Here is a 23108-nt window from a genome sequence, read left to right on the forward strand (position 1 = left end):
TGTTACTTCATCGTCAGGAACCGCTGCACCAGCGAGGCGAGCAGCACCGCGAGCAGTGGCAGCGAGAACCAGAAACTGCTCTGCAGCCACCGCAGTTGACGCACCCCGGGCCGGACCGCGACCCGGACGACCTCGCGGGCCGTCAGCATCAGGATCAGGGCGACGGCGGCGAGCGCGCCGACCACCGACCACGGCGTCCAGGTGATCTGCGGTCCGATCGGCCCGGGATCGGGCTTCGGGACCGCGCCCGCCGGCTGTTGGCGCAGCGTGTACACGGTCGCGTCGGCGTTGACGAGGACCTTCTTCAACTCCTGCCGGTTGTCCAGGTTCTGGATGAGCCGGGACTCCCAGGTCGTCGCGTAGCCCGCGTCCAGCTGGAGCGAGACGACCTGGCTCGTGTTGAGCATCAGATACGAGTTCGGGCCCGCGTCCTTGAGCGCCTTGACCAGCCCGGACACCAGCACCGGGTCCGCGGGGGCCAGGGTGGGAACGTAGTTGACCCGCTCCATGTCCTTCGCGCCCCACGGCATCGCCGGCGTCACGTCGTTGACCGTGTCGTCGGTCAGCCACAGCAGCCGTACCGTCGGCTTGTCGTGGGCGTACACGTAGTTCATGGCCGCGACCTCGCCGGGCCGGACCCGCTCGAAGCCCTCGTTGCCCCAACGGGCCACCAGGAAGCCGCCCATGAGCAGCAGACCGGCGAGCAGCGCGGCCAGCGGGGCGAGCCGGTTCGACCGGTCCTTCTCGCGCTCCCTGGCGGTGGCGCCGGTGCGCGGGAAGAGCGCGAGGCCCGCGAGCAGGGCCGCGCCGGGCACCGCGAACATGAAGACGCGCAGCGCCATCTCGCCGCCGTAGGACTGCATGCCGAAACCCAGGAACGGGACGAACATGAGGACCAGCAGGGAGCGTTCGCGGTACTTGTCGATGCGGCGGCGCAGCCAGCCCCAGCAGGCGAGGGTCATGATGCCGCCGGCCAGCAGGACGCGCGTGTAGAGGACCAGCTTGTGGGTCGAACTGCCGCCCTGGATACGGCCGGAGACGGACGTCGAGACATTGCTGCCGACGCCGCCGACCCCGCCGAAGAGGTCGTCGAAGTGACCGGACCAGTACGGCTCGGCCATGAAGCCGAGCCAGACCGCGACGAGCACCGCGAACAGGATGGGCAGGCCGCGGAGTTCGCTGCGGCCGATCAGGACGAGGACCGTGAGCACGCCCAGCATCACGAACGGCGTGAGCTGGTGGGCCGGGACGCTCGCCGCGAACAGGCCGGTCAACACCAGGAGCAGGACGGCTTGTTGACGCCGGTCGGTGGGTTCGACCTCCGCCTCGCCGGGCCGCATCCTCGTCCACAGGACGTGCGGTGCCCGGAACCAGACCAGCAGGATCGCCACGAAGGCCAGGTAGAGCAGGAAGGTGAAGCCCTGCGGGGAGAAGTAGTCCTGGCCGACCCAGCCGCTGAGCACGAAGATCCAGATGCCGGTCCACTTCGCCCGCCAGCTCGCCCGCAGCGACCGCACCAGCAGGAACATCGGTGCCAGATAGGCGAGTTGGATGGCGGTGGGCCACCAGCGGATGACCTCGGACCAGTCGGTGATCCCGCACGTCCTGCCGACGAACGCGGCCACCGCGAAGAAGCCCGGCCAGCTCCAGCGCGCGTCCAGGTCGGGTACGGCCGACCCGGTGCGGTCGATGTAGTCGATGAACCCGAGGTGCTGCCAGGCCGTCGGGAAGCGCGGCTCGGTCTCGATCACCGCGGGCAGCGCGTGCAACGAGAACACGGTCACGAGCAGGGTGATCAGCAGCAGTGTCCTGTGCTCGCGGCCCAGCCACAGCAGCGAGGCGAACACCACGATCAGCAGCGCGGCCCCGGCCAGCGTGGGCAGCGGCAGCACGGAGACCAGGCCGAGCCCGCCCATGCGGTCCAGGTCGGACTCGCCGAGCCGCAGCGCGGGCACCCAGTACAGCAGCAGCGCGGCCACCAGCAGACAGCCGAGCACGACACCGGGCCGCGTCGGCGCCAGCCGCTCCCGCAGGGACAACGGTCGTGCGGGCGGCGGCACTTCGGCCTCCGCCGCCTTCTCCGTGTCCTTCGCCCGCTCCGGGGCCTCCTTGTGTACGGCGGACCCGGAATGCGCGTCCACCTTGGGCTGGGCGGCCGGGCTCAGCGAGGCCTCCGAGCCGGGCTCGCGCTCCTCCACCGGCAGGCCCACGATCCCGGGCCGCTTGACGCCGAGCGCCCAGGTCGGATGCTGGTCGCCGGACACGATCGGGGTGCCGCTGGGCGGGGTCCCGGGCCCCGGCCGTACGTCCGGCCGGCGTTCCAGGTGGTCGAAGTCGACGTGGATGCCGAGCGCGAGGGTGTCGGAGTCGAGCGCCCAGGCCGGGCCGCGGCGGCGCGGGGCGGCGGCCGGGACCTCGCGGGTCCCCAGGTCGGCCAGGTCCCCGTCGGGCGCCGCGTCCTCGGGCAACTCCGCGGCCGGCGCGGCCCGCAGCGTCCGGAACAGCTTCGGCGCGGCGATCGTCACGATCACCGCGAGGCTGGAGATCTCGGCGACGCCCGCGCCGGTCAGGCCCATGCGGGGGAGCAGCAGCAGCGTCAGACTGAGCACCAGGACGCACAACAGGCCCTGCAGCCAGGCGAGTCCACTGGTGCGGCTCTGCGCGCGCAGCACCGCGAAGTACGTCTCCATGACGACCCGCAGCAGCGCGCCCACCGCGAACCAGCGAAGCAGCGGGGTCGCCGCGTCCGCGTAGCCCGCGCCGAACACACCCAGGATGTACGGCGCCCCGATGAACAGCAGCCCGCAGATCGGCAGCATGATCCGGGCCATCCGCTTGAGCGCGGCCCGGGTGTTGGCGGCGATGCGCGCCGGATCGTGCGAGCCCTCGACGGTCAGCGAGGCGCCCATGTTGATGGCGAGCAGGTTGACCGTGCCGCCTATCGTCGTCGTGATGTAGAAGTAGGCGTTGTCCTCGGAGCTGACCTGCGAGGCGATGATCACCGGCACGAGGTAGACCACGGCGAGCGAGAACAGCGAGCCGGTGTAGTCCCCGGCGAGGAACCGCCCGATCTCCCGCAGCGTCGGCGGCTTCGCGTGCGCCTCGGTCGCCTCGACGTGCCGGGGCACCAGCCGCCGGAACACCAGCAAGCCCAGCGGCACCACGGAGAACGCGATCGCGGCGACCCAGGACACGAAGACACCGCTCGTGGCGAGCACCGACGCCAGCCCGACGAGCAGCGCCAGCTTCACCGCGGAGAACACGGTGTTGCCCACCGGCACCCACGGCGCGCTGCGCAGCCCGGTCAGCACCCCGTCCTGCAGCGTGAGCAGGTTCCAGGCGATGACGGCGACGACGAAGCCGAGCGCGGGGACGGGCCCGTGCAGGAAGCGGTAGGAGGGTCCCCAGTCGTTCAGGGTCAGCAGGAAGATCCCGGCCCCGCACGCGACGACGATCGAACTGCCCGCGTACGTACGGAAGATGAGCCGCCCGGTGGCGCGTCCGGCGACCGGGATGAAGCGGGCCAGGGCACCCGTCAGGGTCACCGCGGTGAGCCCGGCGAGCAGCTTCATCGCGGCGATCGCCGCCGAGCCCTGCCCGACCGCGGACGCCGAGTAGTAGTGCGCCGCGATCAGCCAGTAGCCGAGCCCGAGCACCGCGGAGATCCCGGTGTTGAGCATCAGGGCGTAGGCGTTGCGGAACAGCGGGCTGCCGCCGGGGGAGCTGCCCCTCCCCGGCAGGCGCAGACGGCGCCCCGTCCGCTGGGGCGCCCCGGTGTCGGGCGGTGCGGCCTGGGTGGTGGTGGTCGTCGTGTCAGACACGGGAACGGCTGGCCTTCCGGCGGACCTGTCGAGCTCTGCGGACCATGGCGTAGCCCTGGGTGAGGGCACGGTCCCTGGCGAAGGTGCGGGCGATCGCACGACCCTCGACGAGCCGCGCGAACTCCTCGACATCCGTACTGCGGCGCACCGTCACCCGCCGCAGCGCGTACGGCCCCTGGCGGCGGCGGGCGAGGTCGTTGCCGACCGCGAGCGCCTGCGCGAACCCCGCCTCCCGCACCGCGTGCCGCACCCGGCGGCTGGAGTAGCCGTAGGGATACGCGAACGAGACGGGCACGGCGCCGAGTTCGTCGGCGACGATCTCCCTGCAGCGGACCAGTTCCGCGCGCAGGGAGCCGTCGTCGAGCTGGTCGAGCTGCGGGTGGGTGTGGCTGTGGCCGCCGATCTCGACGTCCGCGCCCGCGAGTTCGCGCACCTGGTCCCAGTCGAGCATGGTGTCCAGGCCGCCGCCGGTGTCGTGGGCGCCCCGGATCCAGCCGGTGGAGACGAACAGGGTGGAAGCGAAGCCGTGTTGGGCCAGCGCGGGCAGGGCGTGCCGGTGCACGCCCTCGTAGCCGTCGTCGAAGGTGATCAGCACCGGGCGCTCGGGCAGTGGTGTGCCCGAGCGCCAACTCGCCGCCAGATCAGCCGTGTTGATCGGCGTGAAGTCCAGGTCGCCGAGGAGTGCCAGCTGCTCGGCGAACGCCTCGGGTGCGACGGACAGTTCGCGGGTGGCGTCGTTCGGCGCGGTGGCGACCGAGTGGTACATCAGGATCGGCACCGGTGTGTCACTCATGTCCGCCCCCCGTGCTCATGTCCGCCCCCACGGTGGTCCGCGTGCCCGCGCTCCTGTGCGTCCCCGGCGATCCGCACCACCGAGAAGGTGACCCCGCCGCGCCGGGCCCGCACGCTCCCAACGACATAGCCGCCCGCCGCGCCGAACACCCCGGCGACGATCGCGCCCGCCCGGCCCGCGCCGCCCGGCCGGGCGAGCACGGCGTCCCGCAGCCCGCGCACCACTCCGGCCGGGAGGACCCGGGTCGTGTACCGGCGCTCCGACTCAAGTCCCTTGTCGGCGCCGACACTTCGGGCCACCAGCGCCTTGGAGAGACCTTCGGCGTACGTCCGCGTACGGAAGTACCCGAAGTGCTCGCGCACCGAGGGCACCCGGTGGTGGATCACCGCCCGGTCGTCGATCAGCAGCACCGCGTCCGGCCTGGCCCGGGTGAGCCGGATGCAGAGCTCCGTCTCCTCGCCGCCCAGCGGACGCCTGTCGCCGTCGCGCCCGATGCCGGTCGCGAAGCCGCCGGCCGCGTCGAACGCCGTACGTCGGAACGAGGCGTTGCCGCCCAGGACGTTGCGCACCCGGACCCGGCCCGGCGGCAGGCCCCTGTACGTGCAGCCCACCACCCAGTCGAACTCCTCGGGGAACCAGGCCGGTCGGCGCCCGGACGCCCAGATGGGCATCGTGCGGCCGCCGACGGCCATCACCCTCGGATCGGTGTACGCCCCGGCGAAGTACCGCAGCCACTCGCGCTCGGCCACGGCGTCGTCGTCGAGGAAGGCGATGACCTCACCGCGGGATGCGGCGATGCCGGTGTTGCGGCCTGCGGACAGACCGCGCGGGCCCGCGTTGGCCAGCACGCGGACCTCGCCGCTCTCCTCGACGTCCTTGTACTCCCTGGTGAGCCGGTCCAGGAGAGCGGGGTTGTGGTCGACGACCAGCAACGTCTCCAGCGCGGGCCGTGACTGCGCGCGCACCGAGGAGACCGCCGCGAGGATGTCCTCCCAGCGGTCCTCGGTGTAGACGCAGATCACGACAGAGATGTCGGGACCGCTCAAGACACCTCTCCCCGGAACGGGTCGATCATCGTGGAGTGTGAACGGCGGCGCAGCGCACGCCGGTTGGAGCGCTCCTTGAGGATCACCTTGAGCACCCGGATCCCGTCCCGCACGGCGCGCAGATTGCTCGTGCCGTGGATACGGAGGTACTCGTGACTGGGGATCTCCTGCACCTTGAGGCCGGCCTTGACCACCCGGATGTTGATGAGCGTCTCGATCTCGAAGCCGGTGCAGTCGAGGTCGATCTTGTCGAGGCAGTGCCGCCAGAACGCGTTGTAGCCGTAGCAGAGGTCGGTGTAGCGGGCGCCGAACTTGCGGTTGACGATCGTGCACAGCGCCCAGTTGCCGAGCTTGCGGATGAACGTCATGTCGTCCGTGCCGCCGCCGTTGGCGAAGCGGGAGCCCTTGGCGAAGTCCGCGCCCGAGACGAGGGCCGAGACATAGCTGACGATCTCGTGCCCGTCGGCCGAGCCGTCCGCGTCGACCATCACGATGATGTCGCCGCTGCAGGCCTCGAACCCGGTGATCAGGGCATCCCCCTTGCCCTTGCCCTGCTGTTCGACGACCTTGACCCCGGGCCACAGCTCGCGGGCCACTTCGACGGTGTTGTCGGAGGAATTGCCGTCCACGAGAACCACTTCGTGTATCCACGCGGGAAGTGTCTTGAAGACGTAGGGGAGATTCTCCGCCTCATTCATGGCGGGAATCACCACGCTCACCGGCGGTGTGATCGCCAAGTGAGAGGAGATGGGCCGGTATTCGGCCGACATTAACGGATCTTCGCCCGATGTCGCTGGGCGCAGAACAGAACTCACGAGTCTGGTCCCTCTCGTCCGGCGGACCGCCCGCCCCTGGGCGGCCCGGCTCTGTGCTCCGGTTCGAAAGGGGGGTTCTCACGGGCGACGCGGAGAATACGGATCTCCGTGCACGCGTGGTGAGCTGGCAAAACTGGTCGACCCCCGGAAAACATGAAAGCCGGCCGCGCGGACGACTCGGTCACAAAAGCGGTCACCGAGCACGGCACCCCCCTACCGCGCCCCGCCCCGGATTCATCGCGGTCCCTGAGCCCTCCCCTGGAGCCGCTGGATGATGAACCAGTGCGGGTGAGATGTACGACGGTATTGATGATTGAACCTGTATGGCAAGACCTGGAAGGAGGCCTCACGTTTTTGTTGGTTTGACCGTTACACAACTTTGTCAGCCGTTGTGCGGCCCGGCATATGCCGCATGAATACCGATAGCGATATCAGGCCGCTGATCACCGCCACCGTGATGATTCCGCCGTCGACGGACCACCGGTGCACGGCCAGCATTCCCTGGGCCACCAGCATGTCGACGACCACCGCGCCCGCCACCGAGGTGAGAACACGGCCGAAGGGATCAAGTCCGCGCAACAGCGCGGCAATTGCCGAAGCCGGCGCCGCGAACAGGAAGAACAGCGCGAAAGGACCGCGCAGCGGTGATCCCGAATCGATGAGTGCGAGCAGTGCGCCCGTACCCCCCACGGCGACCGCCGCACCCGCGAGCACCGGTGCCAGGTCCCTCCCCGGTCCTGACCGCACCCTCTCGAGGCCGTCCGTGGACGTTCTCTTGATACGTAAGGTCTGCATTGGCGTCTTTGCCCCCCAGCGCGCCGGATGCCGGACTTCAATGTCGCGCAGCCCGACCGGGATCGTCAAGGCGCGAAGGGCACCTGTGCCGGTTGTGATGCACGGGTGAACACCTGTTCCCACCGGCAAACCCTTGGCATGCACACTTCCCGTCAACGCGCGTCACTGCTACGACAGTTGTGGCAGAGATCCTGCTAAGGGAGGTTCCATGAGACGTTCCCGATTTACGGCATACGTGACCTCGCTCCTCCTGGCCGCCGGCCTCGCCCTCACCGGGGCGATGACGGCGCAGGCGTCCCAACTCGCCGCCACCGGCGGCTATGTGGCCCTCGGCGACTCCTACTCCTCGGGGGTCGGCTCGGGCAGCTACATCAGTTCCAGCGGTTCCTGCGACCGCAGCACCAAGGCCTACCCCTACCTCTGGGCAGCCGCCCACTCACCCTCGACGTTCGACTTCATGGCTTGCTCGGGCGCTCGTACGGGTGACGTTCTCGCCAACCAACTCGGCACCCTCAGCAGCAAGACCGGCCTCGTCTCCATCAGCATCGGCGGCAACGACGCCGGCTTCTCCGACGTCATGACGACCTGCGTCCTGCAGTCCGACAGCTCATGCCTCTCGCGGATCGCCACCGCGAAGGCGTACGTCGACTCGACGCTCCCCGGCCTCCTCGACAAGGTGTACTCGACGATCAGCGCCAAAGCCCCCGCCGCGCACGTGGTCGTGCTCGGCTACCCGCGCTTCTACAAGCTCGGCACCACCTGCCTCGGCCTCTCCGCGACCAAGCGCTCCGCCATCAACGGCGCGGCCGACTACCTCGACGCCGCCCTCGCCAAGCGCGCCGCCGACCACGGCTTCACCTACGGCGACGTACGCACCACGTTCACCGGCCACGAGATCTGCTCCGGCGGCTCCTGGCTGCACAGCCTCAACCTGCTGGACATCGGAGAGTCGTACCACCCGACCGCGGCCGGCCAGTCCGGCGGCTATCTGCCCGTCCTGACCGGCGCCGTCTGACCCTCGCTCAGGGTGCGTCGCCTCACTCCGAGGGCGACGCCGAGTCCGACGCGGAGGCCCCGCCCGACGGGGTCTCCGCCAGGCAAGTGACCGAGAACGGCACCGAGTTGGACTCCCCGTGGACCGGGCTGCGGATTTCCACACTGATCTCGTTCTTGAACGTCCCGCTGTTCGAGTACGTCGTGAGGAACACCCGGTCCTGCTTGGTCTTCCCGCCGCCCGCGGGGAACGACAGCGTCTTCCACCCGGGGTCGGAGACCGACCCGGTCTTCGTCACCCAGCGGTAGGACACCTCCGCGGGCACCTTCCCCACCGTGATGCTGGCCGTGAAGGTCGGCGCCTTCGCGTTCGGCGGCGGACAGCTGCCCGAGTACTGGGTGTTGGCGCCCTCCACCGTCGCCTTCACCGACTGCGGCGCCGACGACGACTTGCTGGCGCTGGGGCTCGGCGTCTCGCTCGCCTTCGTGGTCTCACTGCTCGCACTGGGCGTAGTCCCGCCCGAGGGCTCGTTCTTGGGGCTGCTCGTGCCCTTGCCCGCGTCCGTGTTCCCGTCGTTGTTCCGGTTGAGCAGCGTGTACGTCAGCCCGCCGATCGCCAGTGCCAGCGCGACAAGACCCGCGACCAGGGCGATGGCCGCCCCGCGGTTGCGCCGGGGTTCCTCCGCGCCCGTCCGCGTCCCGTAGGGGTCGGCCTCGGGGCCGACAGGGGCCATCGGCTGCGGCGGCGTCCGCGGATAGGTGTCCTGCGGAACACCCGCCATCATCGGCGAGTACGGCGTCGTCGGCGCCGTGGACGCGCGTGGCGCACCGCCCGCCGCGACCAGCCGCAGATCCTGCTCGGCCTGCTCCGCGGACATCCGCTGGGCCGGGTCCTTGCGCAGCAGCCCCTCGATGACCGGCGTGAGCGGTCCCGCCAGCCGCGGCGTCGGCAACTCCTCGTCGACGATGGCACGCAGGGTGCTCAGCGGGGTGTTCTGACGGAACGGCGAGTGCCCCTCGACCGCCGCGTACAGCAGGACGCCGAGCGCCCACAGGTCGGACTCGGGACCGGGGGTGCGGCCCAACGCCCGCTCCGGGGCGAGGAATTCGGGCGAGCCGATGACCTCGCCGGTCATGGTCAGCGCCGAACTGCCCTCGACCATCGCGATACCGAAGTCGGTCAGGACGACCCGGCCGTCGTTCGACATCAGCACATTGGCCGGTTTCACATCCCGGTGCAGCACCCCCGCGTCGTGCGCGGCCCGCAGCGCGGCGAGCACCTCGGCACCGATGTGCGCGGTCCGCTGCGGCGACAACGGCCCCTCGGCGTCCAGGAGATCGGCCAGGGACACGCCCCGCACCAGCTCCATGACGATCCACGGGCGGCCGTCCTCCGTCGCCACGTCGTACACCGTCACCACATTGCGGTTGGCGACCCGCGCCGCCGCCCATGCCTCGCGCTCCAGCCGGGCGTACATCCGCTCCACGTCGTCGGAGGCCAGCCCGCCGGGCGCGCGCACCTCCTTGACGGCGACCTCGCGTTGCAGCACCTCGTCGCGGGCCCGCCACACCGTGCCCATTCCGCCCTCGCCGAGGGGGGACAGGAGCCGGTAGCGGCCCGCGATCACACGTTCAGTGCCCGGATCTTCGGACATGGGCTCCCCCCATTCGCAGCCGGGCGAATTCTCGCCGTACACAACTCAGCCGAGTGCTGATGCCGCCCCCTTGAGCACCAGTCCGACCCCGAGACCCACGACGACCAGCGCCGATGCCAACGGCGCGGTCCTGCGGACCAGTACGGCCATGGGGCTGGTGGTCCAGCGGGGGCGCCGGTCCAGCACTCGGTTCATCCCTGTACCCAGCTTGACGACGGCGAATCCGGCCGCGGTGAGGGTGAGGGCGAGACCGACGCCGTACGCGACGACGAGCAGCAGCCCGAACCACGCCTGGCCGAGCGCGGCGGCCCCCACGAGGACCACCACGGCGGACGGGCTCGGCACGAGCCCACCGGCGAAGCCGAGCAGGATCGTGCCGCGCAGGGTCGGGGCGGTCTCGTGGGTGTGGGTGAAACCGCCGTGCGTGTGCTCCACGGCGTGGTCGTGGGGGTGGGGATGTGCGTGGTCGTGCCCGTGCTCGTGGGGGTGGTCGTGGGCGTGGCTGTGGGCGTGGTCGTCGTCGTGGCTGTGCGGGTGCGGGTGTGCGTGGGTCTCCGTGTGGGGGGCGCCGGCTTCGGCGTGCGCGGAGACGAGGACCAGGGCGCGTTCGGGGGCCTTGGCGGTCTCGTGATCGTGATCGTGAGTGTGGGGGTGGGGGTGCGGGTGCGGGTGAGCGTGTGAAGTGGCGTGCGGGCGTGGACGGTTGCGCCAGGCGCGGCGAACAAGGTTGGCGCCCGCGAAGAGGACCAGTGCGCCGCTCGCGATGCCCAGCCAGGCGATCACCGAGGGGGTCGCGGCGGAGCCGGCCGTGACCAGCAGGCCCAGGGCGATGACGCCGAGGGTGTGGGTGACGGTGACCGAGGCGGCGAGGGGGAGGACGTCCTTGAGGCGGGCGCGACCGCCCCGCGCGGCTGCCGTGGCGGCCATCAGGGTCTTGCCGTGGCCGGGCGCGAGCGCGTGCATCGCGCCCAGGGCGACGGCGATGAGCAGCGAGAGCGCGGCGAAGCCGACCGTGAGGTGGTGCCGGGCGACCAGGTTGTTCAGGGCCTCCGTCCACCGGTCGGCGCCGCGCGGCAGCACCGAGCCGGCGGGCGGTTCCGCCGCGGACCGACCGTCGTCGGCGAGCGCAGGACCGCCGGGACGCGCGTGCAGGGACGCGGTCGTGGTGTCGGCGGGGGAGGACAGCAAGTCCTTCGGGTAGCTGGTGAGTTCGTGCGACAGGGAGGTCTTCGCCACGTCCGACCTGGTGAGCGTCATCCGGTCGGCGCGCGCGGTGATCTCCCGCCAGCCGGGCCCGGTGGTCAGCCCCGCGCTGTGGAACCCGAGAGCGACGGTGCTCCCCTTGGGCAGCGCGGCACTCGAACCGCACTCCACGCGCAGGGTGTTGAGCCCGGCCTGACCGGGGCGCAGGTGCGCGGTGCTGGTGCCGGGCGTGAGGGCGACCGTACGGCCGTCGACGGTGACCTTGCTGCCCTCGGCGGCCTTGTCGCAGCGCTCCCTGGCCCACTCGGTCATGCCCAACCGCTTGATGTCCGGCTTGACCTGGGTCGCCGGGATTTCGGCGAGGTCCTCGATGTGCGTGACGCGCAACCGGCCCGGGGCGACGACGAGACCGTCGTAGCGGTTGACGGTGAAGTTGCCGAGGGGGTGCGCGCTCGCGGCGGCCGCGGGGACCAGGAGGAGTGCGCCCGCGGTGGTGAGGACGGCCGCGGCGGAGGCCAACAGACGGCGGACCGGCGTCACTTGGTGGCCTCCAGCGCCTTACGGGCCTTGGCGGCGCCCAGCGGGGAGAAGCCCGGGTTCAGCTTGAGGGCCTTGGCCAGGTGGGCGCGGCCGTCGGCCTGGTGGCCGGTGGCGAGCTCGATCGTGCCGAGGTGGTAGATGAACGAGGCGTTGTGGTAGTTCGTGGCCGTGGCCTGACGGGCGTAGGGGAGGGCCTCCTTGTCGCGGCCGTTGACGTGCAGGGCCCAGGCCAGCGCGTCCGCGGTGTGCACGGTGTGGCGGCGGGCCCACTCGGCGCGGGCGGCCTTCAGGGCCGACCTGACGTCCCCGTGGTCGGCGGCGGCGAGCGCCGTGTCAAGGTCGGCGTTGACGCCGTTGGCGCGGGCCAGCGCGATCCAGGCGTCGACCAGGGCGTACTGGTCCTCGGCCTTCGCCTTGTCGCCCTCGGCGCCCCGGCTCTCGTACAACTCGCCGAGTTCGACGAGGGGTTGGGGCAGCGGGTAGCGGGAGACGACCAGCTCCATGCCCTTGATGGCCGCGGCGCGGTCGCCCAGGGCGGCCTGGGTGCGGGCGCGGCCCTCCAGCGCGGGGAGGTAGTTCTCGTCGGCGGCGAGGGCGCGGCCGTAGTCGTTCAGGGCGGTCTTGTAGTCGCCCTGGTTCCAGGCGAGTTGGCCGAGCGTGCCGGCGACGTACGAGATGTCTCCGGGGGAGGTGGCGGCGGCGAGGGCCTGTTCCAGGACCTTGCGGGCCGTGGTGACGTCGCCGCGCAACTCGTGCACGTACGCGTAGCGGGTGAAGACCGGGACGCCGGGCTTGCGGGCGTCGGCGAGGTCGGCGGCCTTCGACGCGTCGGCGTAGCGGCCGAGTTCGACGAGCGCGTCGATGCGGGAGCACAGGGCGCGCTCGCTGTACGGGTTCTCCTTGAGGACCTGGTCCGCGTAGGTCAGGGCCTCCTTGAACTCGTGCCGGGCGGCGGCGAGCGCGGCGCGGCCCTCCAGCGCGTTCTCGTTGGCCGGCGAGATCTTCAGCGACCGCTGGAAGGCTGCCTGCGCCTGCGGGTACCGGGACGGGTCGCCCTTCGTCCTGGCCTGCTCGACATACGCCAGGCCGAGCGTCGCCCACCCGTCGAAGTCCTTGGGCTGCGTCCGCAGATGGGCCTGCAGCGAGGCGATGCTCGCGTCCAGGCTTCCACTGGCGAGCAACTCCGGTGACACGGCACTGGATCCGACGGCGACACCGGCCGCGCCGCTGTCCTTCGCGGCGCCGATGGCGATGGCCCCGGCGGTCATCGCGACGGCCAACAGAGCCGCACAACTCGCGAGTTGGAGATTCCGCCAGCGGCGGCCCGCGGCGGCCACCCGGCGGACGGCGGCGATGCGTTCGTCGTCGAGGTGGGGGGTGACGACCTCATCGGCGGTGCTGTGTGCGGGAGTCGAGGGTGGGGGTGAGTCGTCGTCGGCGGTCCCGGAGGACTCGGTGTCGGCGTCCGCGGTCTTGGAAGGGTCGGTGTCGGCGTCCGCGGTCTTGGAAGAGTCGGCGTCCGCGTCCCGGTCGTCGCCCGGCTCCGTGCCCGTCTCCGGCTCCGCGTCCGCCTTCGCAGGCCGCCCGCTCTCCGCCCCGGCGGTCGCCGCCCCGTCGTCGTCCCCCTCCTCCCACAGCCGTTCCCACTCCCGCTGTGCCGCCGCCGGCTGGTCGGCCTCCGTCGGGTTGTTGTCGGTCTCGCGCGGGGCCATGCCGTTCCTCCATCGCCTGGGGTGGTTCAAGTGCCGTGGTGCCGAAGGGGGTTGTCACGTGGGGGTGGCGCGGCCCGCACCGTGGGGGAAGGTGAAGTGCGGGCCGCGCCAGTCGGTGGGGGTCAGTACGGGCGATGGCTCATCCGGCGGCGCCACCACGCGACGCCCGCGCCGATCAGCAGGACTCCGGCGACACCCGAGGCCGCCGAGGCGACCATCAGCATCATGTTGTCGCTGCCGGAGGACGCTCCCGCCGGCTGGAGCGCGTCGCCCAACTGGTTCTTGACGTCGCTGCCGCTGGCCGTGCCCTTGGCGAGCGGGCCGCGCGAACCCGAGGTGGGCTCGGCGACGTACGGGAAGTACTTCTCGAAGCCCTTGTCGTTCTTGTCGACCGCGTCGCCCAAGTCGTTCTTGGAACCGACGAGTTCACCCTCCATGACCTGGAGCGCGGAGTCGATCACGTCGTCGGTGAGCCGACGGCCGTTCGGGAAGCCCGCGTTGTCGCCGTCGAGGACGCCGAGGCGCTTGGGGTGCGCGGTCGGCTGGATCGACGTGTTGAGGCGCAGCATCTCCGACGGCTTCGCGTACGGCTGCTCGGTGTTGAGACCCTTGACGCCGGTGAGGAACACGCTGACGAGGTCGTTGCGCGGCTCGCTCGGCGCCTTGATCTTGTAGATCGACTCGATGAGCTTCGGGATCTCCGGCTCGGTCACGTTCTTCAGGAACTGCGCGTCGTCCTTGGGCTGGGACGCGTTGAACTTGTCCTTGTCCTTCTGCGGGTTGACGACCTCGTTGACCAGCGGGTTGCCCAGGCGCGAGACCTGCGAGTAGTACCCCTGGGCGTTCTTGCGCTGGGTCGTGGAGTAGATCCCCACGGTCGGGCGGGACTTGGACTGCCGGATCAGGTCGTTGGGCACCTGGAGGGCGATCGTGTTGACGTTGTAGCCCTTGAGGGTGTCGTTCCCGACCTCGCTCAGGTTGCCGCCGTAGAGCAGGTCGAAGACGCGCAGGTCGGCGAAGAACGGGTCGTCGGCCTGGCCGGCGAAGGTCGCGCCGCCGTTGGTCGTCTTGTAGATCGCCTGCGAGCGCAGCTTGCCGTAGTCCGGCATCGACGCGTCGCCGACGTCGGACGGGGCCGCCGGGATGTCGTCGGCGATCTTCGTCTTGTAGACCGCCCTGCCCTTCTTCAGCTTGATCAGCTCGACGTCGTACGACTGCGTGATGTTGAGGTCGGGGTCGGTGAGGCTGGTGACCGGGCCCGTGTTGTAGAGGAACGTCTTCTTGTTCTTGACCTGGGTGTTGAAGGTGTAGCGGAAGATGAAGTCGTCCAGCGCGTCACCGTTGTTGTCGATGTGCAGGTCGTACTGGGCGTCGTCCGCGAACTGGTAGAAGTTCGGGCCGCCGGCGGGCTCCTCGAACGGTATCCAGTTCGCCACGATCGTCGTCGTGTCCGGCTTGTCCGGGCTGACGAACGCGTACAGGTCCGTGTTGTCGTACTGCGGGGTGCCCGAGATGAGGGGGGCCTCCCGGTGGGAGGAGGCCGCGGCCACTCCCGGTTCCAGCGCGGCCGTACCGGCGGCTGCGAGCCCCCCGGCGGCCAGCGCGCCACATACGAGGGCCGCGAGCTTCCTGCGTCCCGCACCGCTCCTGGAGATAGGTGTCATGCCGTCCGTCCTCAGTGCCAACTTGCCTGACGCCCGGAGATTCGGAGCGCGTGCCGGGGCGGATTGGTCAAACCCGAAAAGTTTTTTTGGCGCCTTCCAATCCGTCCCTTGACCCGCGTTTTGGGCGCGCTGATCCGTAACCCATCCGTAGGGGCGCTCGCTGCGAATGCCTCATGTGACGGGATGTGATGAGGGGATGGGCCGCGTGCGGTCGAAGAGTGGGGGACGGGTGGCGGCTGATGAGCTCCTGGTGCAGGTTGCGGCAGGGGATCAGCGGGCCTTCGAAGAGTTGTACGCACTGGTGTCCGGGCCGGTGTTCGGGCTGGTGCGCCGGGTAGTGCGCGACCCGGCGCAGTCCGAGGAAGTGGCGCAGGAAGTGCTGCTGGAGATGTGGCGGTCCGCCGCCCGCTTCGACCCCGGCCGCGGCAGCGCCCTGTCCTGGGTCCTCACCCTCGCCCACCGCAGGGCCGTCGACCGGGTGCGCAGCGCCCGCGCTGCCGTCGACCGCGAGCAGCGCGAGGCCCGCCGCTCCCACCACCCCGCCTTCGACCAGGTGACCGAGGAGGTGGAGGCGGGCCTGGAACGGCAGTTGGTGCGCCGCTGCCTGGACCGGCTCACGGCGCTGCAGCGGCAGTCCGTGACGCTCGCCTATTACGACGGCTATACGTACCGTGAAGTGGCCGAGCGGCTCTCGCTGCCGCTGGGCACGGTCAAGACCCGCATGCGTGACGGACTCACCCGGCTGCGCGACTGCCTGGGAGGTGTCGCATGAGTGTCCTCGCCCGACTGTTCGGCCGGGGGGATGCCCACTCGCTCGCGGCCCCCTACGCCCTGGACGCCCTCGAAGCCGGTGAGCGCCGCCAGTTCGAGAAACACCTCAGGGGCTGCGACCGCTGCGCCGAGGAGGTCCGCGCGCTGACCGAGGACGCGGTCCGGCTGGCCTGGTCCACGGCCGCCCAGCCGCCGCCGGCCATGCGCGACCGGGTGCTGGCCGCCGTACGGCAGACTCCGCAGGAACCCGGGCCGCTGCGGGAGCAGGTGCGGGAACCGCGGGCGCGGGAGTACACGCCCCGGCTGCCGGCGCACGTGTGGGGTGCGCAACCGCAGGCCTCGCGCGCCCGCGTGCCCCAACGGCGGCCGTTCTTCGTGCCGTTCGCCACCGCGACGGCCGCCGCCGCGCTCGTCGTGGCCTCGCTGTTCGCCGTGCAGGCCAACCAGACCCAGGACAAACTGACCGCCGAGCAGGCGCAGGCACGTGAGATCGCCCACGTTCTCGCAGCTCCCGACGCCCGCGCGACCACCGGCGCGGACACCGCGGGCCGGAGCATCGGCGTGATCGCCTCCGCGTCGGAGGGGCGCGCGGTCGTCACCCTGAGCGGATACGGCGCGCTGCCGAGCGGGCGCGTGCATCAACTGTGGCTGATGCGCCCCGATGTGCAACCGCGCTCCCTCGGGCTCTTCAAGGACGACACGCCCTTGGTGGCCACCGGACTCGACAAGTCTGCAACATCACTCGCAGTGACCGTCGAGCCCGACGGGGGCTCAGCGCAGCCCACAACTCAGCCAGTTGTCCAACTCGCCCTGAAATCGGTCGGATTCGGAGAGTAATCAAGGAGGGGTCGTCAACACCCTTACGGGGAAGGTGAATCCTGTGACCGCGATACACGAGTGCCCGGTTGGGGCGATAGGGTTACCCTGCCCGGGCCGGGTGGACTCGTACGGGTGGGGAGTGACATGGAACAGATAGTGCGCAGCAGGGCAAGGGTCCCTGCGATCACGTGCGGGAGCAGCGCGACGAGTTCGCGCCTCGACCGCCATCTCTCGGTGCTGGGCGGCCCCGTCGTCCCGCAACGCGAGACGGCGGAGGCGACCTCACTGATGCGCGAACTGACATCGCGTGACACCACGCAGGAACGCAGTGCGACAGGCACGCGAGTGAGCCGCGTCAAGCTCTTCGCGCCGCTGCGCAGACTGCGCCGTTCGCTCTTCGGCGGACGCTGAGCAACTCCTCGGCGTCCCCGGGGAGTTCCCGGGGGCCCGCGTTCAGGCCGCCACACCGTCCCGGCGCAGTGCTGCGATCTCCGCGTCCGCCATCCCCACGGCACGCAGCAGCGCCTCGGTGTGCTCCCCGAGCGCGGGCACGTCACCCATCGGCGCCTCGCCTCCGCCCGGCAAGGTGATCGGCGGCAGCAGCGCCCGCAACGGCCCGACCGGCGACCCCACTTCCCGCCACCGCTCACGGGCCGCCAACTGCGGGTGCTCCGCCAGCTGTTGTACGTCCCTGAGGCGCGCGCAGGCCACGCCCGCGCGCTCCAGCAGCACCACGGCCTCGTCGGCACCGAGCCCACCCAGCGCCTCGCCGACGAGGGCGTCGGTGCGTTCCCGGTTCTCGACCCGTGCGGCGTTGGTGGCGAAGTCGGGATCGGTCCCCAACTCCGGCCGCCCGATGACCTGTTCGGCCAGCCGCCGCCACTCCCGGTCGTTCTGCACCGACAGCAGCACCCTCCCGCCGTCCGCGGTGGGATAGGCGTCGTACGGCGCGATGACGGCGTGCGCAAGTCCCGTGCGCGCCGGGGGAGTTCCGCCGTGCATCGCGTGATGCAGGGGGTGCCCCATCCACTCGGCGAGCGCGTCCAGCATCGACACCTCCACCGGCCCACCGCGCCCGCTCACACCCCGGCGCACGAGGGCCGCGAGCACACCGGAGAAGGCGTACATGGCCGCCGCGATGTCGGCGGCCGGAATCCCCGCCTTCACCGGCTGCCCCGGCGTCCCGGTCACCGACACCAGCCCGGCCTCGCACTGCACGAGCATGTCGTAGGCCCGCTTGCCGGCGTACGGCCCGCTCGGCCCGTACCCGGAGATGTCCACGGCGACCAGCCGGGGATGCGCCGCACACAGGGTGGCCGCGTCGAGCCCGAGCCGGGCGGCGGCCCCGTGCGCGAGATTCTGCACGAACACGTCGGCGCCGGCGATGAGTCGACGTACGACAGCGATCCCGCGCGGATCCTTCAGATCGAGCGCGATCGACTCCTTCCCCCGGTTGCACCACACGAAGTGCGAGGCCAGACCGCCCGCCGCACTGTCGTACCCGCGCGCGAAATCACCCCCGTCGATCCGCTCGACCTTGATCACCCGGGCGCCGAGATCGGCGAGTTGACGGGTGGCGAAGGGGGCGGCCACGGCTTGTTCCACGGCCACGACGGTGACGCCGGTCAGGGGGAGGGGCTGGGACTCCATGCAGGGGATCGCCTTGTTCTCTAGAGCAGCGCGAACTGGCCCTCGGGGCCTTCTTCGTGGTGGTCGAGGACGGACGCGGGGTGCCGGGTCCACTCCGGTGCCGGCAGGACGCCCGCCTTGCGCAGCTCCGCCGCCGTGATCCGGTCCGTCACCTCCAACTCCTCCTGCTGGGGCCGCAGTTCCGCCAGCAGCGCCAACACCGTGATCAGCTCCAGCAGTTCCGACGTCCAGATCTGCTGCCAGATGGTCGGACGGATCGCGGCCAGGGTGCCCGGATCGGCTTCCGCCGTGCGGGAGTTGAACCACTGCTCCAGCACCCGCACCCCGCTCACCTCGAAGTCCCAGGACTCGGGCGGTACGGGGGAGATGCGGCCCTCGTCGAGGTGGAGGGTCTCCTCGTCGCGGTCGTAGTGCAGGGTGAGGGGGAGCGGCGGGAGTGGGGCGCGGACGTAGGGGCGGCGGCCGCCGGGGAGTTTGGGGCGGTCGCCGTTTCGGCGCATCAGCCACAGGACGCGGTGGCCCAACTCGACGCCCCGTGACCAGAGTTCGGGGTCGCGGGTGAGGGGGACCGTGGGGCCGGGGCGGGCCGTCGTCACCGTCCAGGCGAGGACGTCCGCCGGGGTGGGGGAGTGGCCGAGGTGGGTGGCCAGGTGGTCCAACAGGCCCGGCGCCAGGTTGGGTTCCCCGGCTCCGGGGCGGCGGTAGAGGGGGCGGACGCGGCCGGGGCGGAGCAGGGGGAGGACCGAGGACGCGAGCAGGAACGGGCCGGAGGCGCCGGGCGCGACCGGTGTCTCGACCACGAAGATCTGCTGCTCGTCCGCCACCCGCCACAACTCGGGCCGGGCCACGTCGACGAGGCGGTGGTCCGGGATCAGCCACTGCTCGTCGAAGGGGGCGTGCAGGACGCGGACCGGTTCCGGGGCGGGGCCCGTGGCGCGGACCAGCTTCTCCGTGCCGCTGGACTGGCCCGGGAGCTGGGACACCGCCGAGTGCAGGGTGCGTGAGCGCGTCGGCTCGAACAGCGCCTCCCGCTCGGGGACTTCGGCCTTCACCAGGGCGTCCCAGCGGGCCTTCAGGGTTGCCGCGTCAGGTGCCGTCGGCCACCCCCGGCCGAGCCGGATCGGTGCGACGGACCACGGCATCAGGTCCGCGAGCAGCGGAGCGTCGTCGGGCGTCACGCTGGGCATCGTACGACCTGCTTACGACAGCCGGGATCGAGGTCGCGCCCCCAAGGGGCGCGAGGAACTGCGCGACCAGCCTCCACCGGGCCCGCAGACGACGGACGGCCCCCCAGGGGAGCGTTCACGCGTCGAGGGTGACCGAGAAGGAGAACCGGTCGCCTCGGTAATGGATGACTGCCACGTCCAGGACCCTGCCCTGTGCGTCGTAGGTGATGCCTGTGTAGTGCAGGATCGGGCTGAGGAGCGGAACCTGGAGGAGGCGGGCGGTCTCCGGATCGGCGAGGCGGGCTTCCACCGTGTCCGTGATGCGGCTGATGTCCGCGCCGACGACGTCCCGCAGCACCTTGGTCATCGGCCAGCGGACGAGGTCGTCGAGGTCGAGGCGGGCGGCCAGTTCGGGGCGGATGTGGTTGCGGGCGTGGTTCGTGGGCTCGCCGGTCTTTTCGTCGCTGCGGAGGCGGTGGTACGTCGCCACCTCGGGCAGATCGGGGAAGTGTTCGGTGAGTTCGGGCGGCACCGGCGCCCTGCCGTGGTCCAGGAGCTCCGTGGTCATGCCGGACTGCTGGGCGACGATCGCGTCCACCGAGCCCAACAGCCGTACCGGCGTGGCCCGCTGGACGTCCGGCTCGATGAACGTGCCGCGGCGGCGGTGCCGGGTGATCAGCCCCTCGTCCTCCAGCTCCTTCAGCGCCTGCCGCATGGTGAGCACGCTGACGCCGTAGTGCAGCGCGAGTTGCTCCTCCGTGGGCAGCCGCAGCGGGTCCCGGGGCGAGCGGCCGAGTATCGAGGCGCGCAGGGACTGCGACACCTGGTACCAGAGCGGCAGCTTGCGGTTCAGGACGATCGAGTCCGGGGCGAAGGAGGTCACGGGCCATCCGTACCGGTCGGGGATCGTCAGGGCAAGGGGCGGAAGTGCCGCTGCAGGCCCCGCCACACGCCGTCGTAGTCCTGCTGGAGGTGTCCGGCCTCCGCCGCCTGGACCGTCGCGGTCACCGGCCACCGGGTCTCGAACATGAACGCCAGCCCGTCGTCGATCTTCTGCGGACGCAGTTCGGCCGCGCTCGCCCGGTCGAAGGTCTCCCGGTCCGGGCCGTGCGCCGACATCATGTTGTGCAGCGAGCCGCCGCCCGGCACGAACCCCTCGGCCTTCGCGTCGTAGGCGCCCTCGATCAGGCCCATGTACTCGCTCATCACGTTCCGGTGGAAGTACGGCGGCCGGAACGTGTCCTCGCCCACCAGCCAGCGCGGCGCGAAGACCACGAAGTCCACACCGGCCAGGCCCGGAGTGTCCGACGGAGACGTCAGCACGGTGAAGATCGACGGGTCGGGATGGTCGTAGGAGATGGAGCCGAGCACATTGAACCGGCGCAGGTCATAGGCGTACGGCACATGGTTGCCGTGCCAGGCGACGACGTCGAGGGGCGAGTGGTCGTAGGTCGCGGTCCAGAGGTTGCCGCAGAACTTGTTCACCACCTCGACCGGGCCCTCGACGTCCTCGTACGCGGCGACCGGGGCGCGGAAGTCCCGTGCGTTGGCGAGGCCGTTGGCGCCGATCGGGCCGAGGTCGGGGAGCTGGAACGGCGCCCCATAGTTCTCGCACACATATCCGCGGGCTGAAGCATCCAGCAGCTCCACACGGAAGCGCACCCCACGAGGGATCAACGCCACATGTCCCGGCTCCACATGGAGGAGCCCGAACTCCGTGCGCAGCAGCAGTCCGCCGCGCTCCGGGACGATCAGCAGCTCGCCGTCCGCGTCGCTGAAGACCCGGTCCATCGAGGCGTCGGCGTGGTAGAGGTGCACGGCCATGCCGGTGCGCTGGGTCGCGTCGCCGTTGCCGCCCAGGGTCCACAGGCTGGCCAGGAAGTCGGTGCCGGGCGCGGGGGCGGGGAGCGGGTTCCAGCGCAGGCGGTTCGGGTCGGGGACCGACTCCGTGAAGGGTGCCGTACGGATCCGGCCGTTGTCGGCGCGGGTGAACGCGGGGTGCGCGGCCGAGGGGCGGATGCGGTAGAGCCATGAGCGCCGGTTGTGCGCCCTCGGCTCGGTGAACGCCGTACCGCTGAGCTGCTCGGCGTAGAGGCCGAGCGGTGCGCGCTGCGGGGCGTTGCGGCCCTCGGGCAGGGCGCCCGGCACGGCCTCCGAGCTGTGTTCGTTGCCGAAACCCGTGAGGTGGGTCAGTCCCTCGGCCGTCTTGCGCGCGTCCCCGCTCATGCCTGCTCCCTAGCCAGCTGATTCCTATGCAACACCGTAGGATTGCGGTTTCGCGGGCGCAAGAGGAAGAAGGGGGAGCGGCCGAAAATCCGACTCACGGAGACCAAGAACCCACCTCTGGGGGGATCCGGCTGTCGGACCGGTGTTCTACTCTCCCCCGCATGTCGTGGTCGCGCGCACTTCTCACCGCGCTCGCGGTCTGTGCCCTGCTGCTGGCCGGATCGGCGGGCTGCGGCTCCGGTGATGCCAAAAAGGGGAAGGGCGGCGGGGTGTCCCCTTCGCCGGTCGGCAAGGTCCTCGACAACACGGACGAGCAGGGCCGGCACTACCGAGAGGTGAGCAAGAGCGGCGCCCCCGAGGTCGGCATCGAGGTGGAGCCCGACGCCGCCGACGACAGCTGGGACGTCCGGCTGACCGTCCACGACTTCCGTTTCTCGCCGGCCGGCGCGCGGCCGCGGGCCGTCGCCGGGCGCGGCACCGTCCGTCTCCTCGTGGACGGGCGCACCGTCGCGCGCCTCCGCGTCCCCGAGTACCACCTGGCCGCCGGCCTCGTCCCGCACGGCACCCACCACGTCACCGCGCGCCTCTACGCCGACGACGGCACGGTGTGGGCCGTCCACGGCAGACCGGTGCAGAGCACGGCCGACATCACGGCATCGGCGGCCCAGGCGACCCCCGACGGCAGCAAGGTCCCCGGCCCCACACCGACGCAGGGGGAGAAATGAGTGCCAGGGACACCCAGTTCCGTACTCAGGTTCGCGCTTCTCCTGATCACGGCGGAAAGGCATCATGAAGCCCGTGCCCCACCCGACATCGCTCCGGCGTGCGCCCGTGCAGCGGCGCAGCGCCGAACGGCTGACCAGGATCCTCGACGCCTGCGCCGACCTCCTCGACGAGGTCGGCTACGACGCGCTGAGCACCCGGGCCGTCGCCCTGCGCGCCGGTGTCCCCATCGGCTCGGTCTACCGCTTCTTCGGGAACAAGCGCGCGATGGCCGACGCCCTCGCCCAGCGCAACCTCGAGCGGTACACGGAGCGGGTCACCGAGCGCCTCAAGGAGACCGGCGCCGAGGGCTGGCGGGCCGCCGTGGACGCCGTCCTGGACGAGTACCTCGCGATGAAGCGCACCGCGCCCGGCTTCTCCCTCGTCGACTTCGGCAACCAGATCCCCATCGGCTCGGGCCACGCCGAACCCAACCGCCGCGTCGCCGACCGCCTCACCGACCTCCTCTCCGGCTACCTCGCCCGCGACCCCGACGACGACCTCCGCCGCATCTTCCTGATCGCCGTGGAAACCGCCGACGCCCTCGTCCACCTCGCGTTCCGGGTCGCACCGGAGGGCGACGAGAAGGTCATCGGGGAGACGCGGGAGCTGTTGCGGGCTTATCTGGCGCGGGTGTTGGACTGAACCGCGGCCCGGCGTCCACCCCCCGCGGATTC

General features: G+C 71.1%; 19 protein-coding genes. 6 read left to right on the top strand and 13 right to left on the bottom strand.

Annotated elements, in window-relative coordinates:
* Positions 1 to 2 precede the first annotated feature (2 nt).
* The 5 genes from OHT77_RS34930 to OHT77_RS34950 form a co-directional block, all read right to left on the bottom strand.
* The gene (locus OHT77_RS34930) at positions 3 to 3821 is read right to left on the bottom strand and encodes a lipopolysaccharide biosynthesis protein (RefSeq protein ID WP_328832383.1); all 3819 of its coding nucleotides are present in this window, start codon (positions 3819 to 3821) and stop codon (positions 3 to 5) included.
* Entirely contained in the window at positions 3814 to 4614 is an 801-nt protein-coding gene (locus OHT77_RS34935; RefSeq protein ID WP_328832384.1) for a polysaccharide deacetylase family protein, read from the bottom strand. Before OHT77_RS34935 ends, OHT77_RS34930 begins: the two co-directional genes overlap by 8 nt.
* Positions 4611 to 5660, bottom strand: a complete 1050-nt coding sequence (locus tag OHT77_RS34940) for a glycosyltransferase family 2 protein (protein ID WP_328832385.1) — start codon at positions 5658 to 5660, stop codon at positions 4611 to 4613. Before OHT77_RS34940 ends, OHT77_RS34935 begins: the two co-directional genes overlap by 4 nt.
* Positions 5657 to 6475, bottom strand: a complete 819-nt coding sequence (locus tag OHT77_RS34945; RefSeq protein WP_328832386.1) for a glycosyltransferase family 2 protein — start codon at positions 6473 to 6475, stop codon at positions 5657 to 5659. Before OHT77_RS34945 ends, OHT77_RS34940 begins: the two co-directional genes overlap by 4 nt.
* 369 nt (positions 6476 to 6844) lie before the next feature.
* Entirely contained in the window at positions 6845 to 7339 is a 495-nt protein-coding gene (locus tag OHT77_RS34950; RefSeq protein ID WP_328832387.1) for a hypothetical protein, read from the bottom strand.
* Between the two features lie 139 nt (positions 7340 to 7478).
* Between OHT77_RS34950 and OHT77_RS34955 the strand changes: the two genes are divergently transcribed.
* On the top strand, positions 7479 to 8285 hold the full coding sequence (locus tag OHT77_RS34955; RefSeq protein ID WP_328832388.1) for an SGNH/GDSL hydrolase family protein: 807 nt from the start codon (positions 7479 to 7481) through the stop codon (positions 8283 to 8285).
* Positions 8286 to 8307: 22 nt separating this feature from the next.
* On the opposite strand, the gene OHT77_RS34960 is transcribed toward OHT77_RS34955, so the two are convergent.
* The 4 genes from OHT77_RS34960 to OHT77_RS34975 form a co-directional block, all read right to left on the bottom strand.
* The gene (locus OHT77_RS34960) at positions 8308 to 9918 is read right to left on the bottom strand and encodes a serine/threonine-protein kinase (RefSeq protein WP_328832389.1); all 1611 of its coding nucleotides are present in this window, start codon (positions 9916 to 9918) and stop codon (positions 8308 to 8310) included.
* Positions 9919 to 9963: 45 nt separating this feature from the next.
* Positions 9964 to 11661, bottom strand: coding sequence for an urease accessory protein UreH domain-containing protein (locus OHT77_RS34965; protein ID WP_328832390.1), 1698 nt, complete (start codon positions 11659 to 11661; stop codon positions 9964 to 9966).
* Positions 11658 to 13373 carry a tetratricopeptide repeat protein gene (locus OHT77_RS34970; RefSeq protein ID WP_328832391.1) on the bottom strand — a complete coding sequence of 572 codons (1716 nt, stop codon included), beginning with the start codon at positions 13371 to 13373 and terminating at the stop codon, positions 11658 to 11660. Before OHT77_RS34970 ends, OHT77_RS34965 begins: the two co-directional genes overlap by 4 nt.
* Before the next feature lie 122 nt (positions 13374 to 13495).
* Positions 13496 to 15037: a DUF4331 domain-containing protein gene (locus tag OHT77_RS34975; protein WP_328832392.1), complete on the bottom strand. Its 1542-nt coding sequence runs from the start codon at positions 15035 to 15037 to the stop codon at positions 13496 to 13498.
* Positions 15038 to 15266: 229 nt separating this feature from the next.
* Here OHT77_RS34975 and OHT77_RS34980 point away from each other — a divergent pair, with 229 nt between their 5' ends.
* The 3 genes from OHT77_RS34980 (at position 15267) to OHT77_RS34990 (ending at position 17038) form a co-directional block, all read left to right on the top strand.
* Entirely contained in the window at positions 15267 to 15809 is a 543-nt protein-coding gene (locus OHT77_RS34980; protein WP_328832393.1) for a sigma-70 family RNA polymerase sigma factor, read from the top strand.
* The gene (locus OHT77_RS34985) at positions 15806 to 16645 is read left to right on the top strand and encodes an anti-sigma factor (protein ID WP_328832394.1); all 840 of its coding nucleotides are present in this window, start codon (positions 15806 to 15808) and stop codon (positions 16643 to 16645) included. Before OHT77_RS34980 ends, OHT77_RS34985 begins: the two co-directional genes overlap by 4 nt.
* A 126-nt stretch (positions 16646 to 16771) precedes the next feature.
* A complete protein-coding gene (locus OHT77_RS34990; RefSeq protein WP_033286328.1) occupies positions 16772 to 17038 on the top strand; it encodes a hypothetical protein in 267 nt (88 codons plus the stop codon).
* Positions 17039 to 17080: 42 nt separating this feature from the next.
* Here the strand turns inward: OHT77_RS34990 and OHT77_RS34995 are convergent, their stop codons facing one another.
* The 4 genes from OHT77_RS34995 to hmgA form a co-directional block, all read right to left on the bottom strand.
* The gene (locus tag OHT77_RS34995) at positions 17081 to 18277 is read right to left on the bottom strand and encodes a CaiB/BaiF CoA transferase family protein (protein WP_328832395.1); all 1197 of its coding nucleotides are present in this window, start codon (positions 18275 to 18277) and stop codon (positions 17081 to 17083) included.
* Positions 18278 to 18297: 20 nt separating this feature from the next.
* Positions 18298 to 19464, bottom strand: coding sequence for a type ISP restriction/modification enzyme (locus OHT77_RS35000; protein WP_328832396.1), 1167 nt, complete (start codon positions 19462 to 19464; stop codon positions 18298 to 18300).
* 115 nt (positions 19465 to 19579) lie between these two features.
* On the bottom strand, positions 19580 to 20326 hold the full coding sequence (locus OHT77_RS35005) for a GntR family transcriptional regulator (RefSeq protein WP_266767183.1): 747 nt from the start codon (positions 20324 to 20326) through the stop codon (positions 19580 to 19582).
* A gap of 26 nt (positions 20327 to 20352) precedes the next feature.
* Positions 20353 to 21669, bottom strand: coding sequence for a homogentisate 1,2-dioxygenase (gene hmgA, locus OHT77_RS35010; protein ID WP_328832397.1), 1317 nt, complete (start codon positions 21667 to 21669; stop codon positions 20353 to 20355).
* A 161-nt stretch (positions 21670 to 21830) separates the two neighbouring features.
* Between hmgA and OHT77_RS35015 the strand changes: the two genes are divergently transcribed.
* Entirely contained in the window at positions 21831 to 22394 is a 564-nt protein-coding gene (locus OHT77_RS35015) for a hypothetical protein (protein WP_328832398.1), read from the top strand.
* A 64-nt stretch (positions 22395 to 22458) separates the two neighbouring features.
* Positions 22459 to 23076, top strand: coding sequence for a TetR/AcrR family transcriptional regulator (locus OHT77_RS35020; protein ID WP_266767180.1), 618 nt, complete (start codon positions 22459 to 22461; stop codon positions 23074 to 23076).
* Positions 23077 to 23108: the final 32 nt, after the last annotated feature.

The organism is Streptomyces sp. NBC_00252 (assembly GCF_036187565.1).
In the GTDB taxonomy this organism is placed as follows: domain Bacteria; phylum Actinomycetota; class Actinomycetes; order Streptomycetales; family Streptomycetaceae; genus Streptomyces.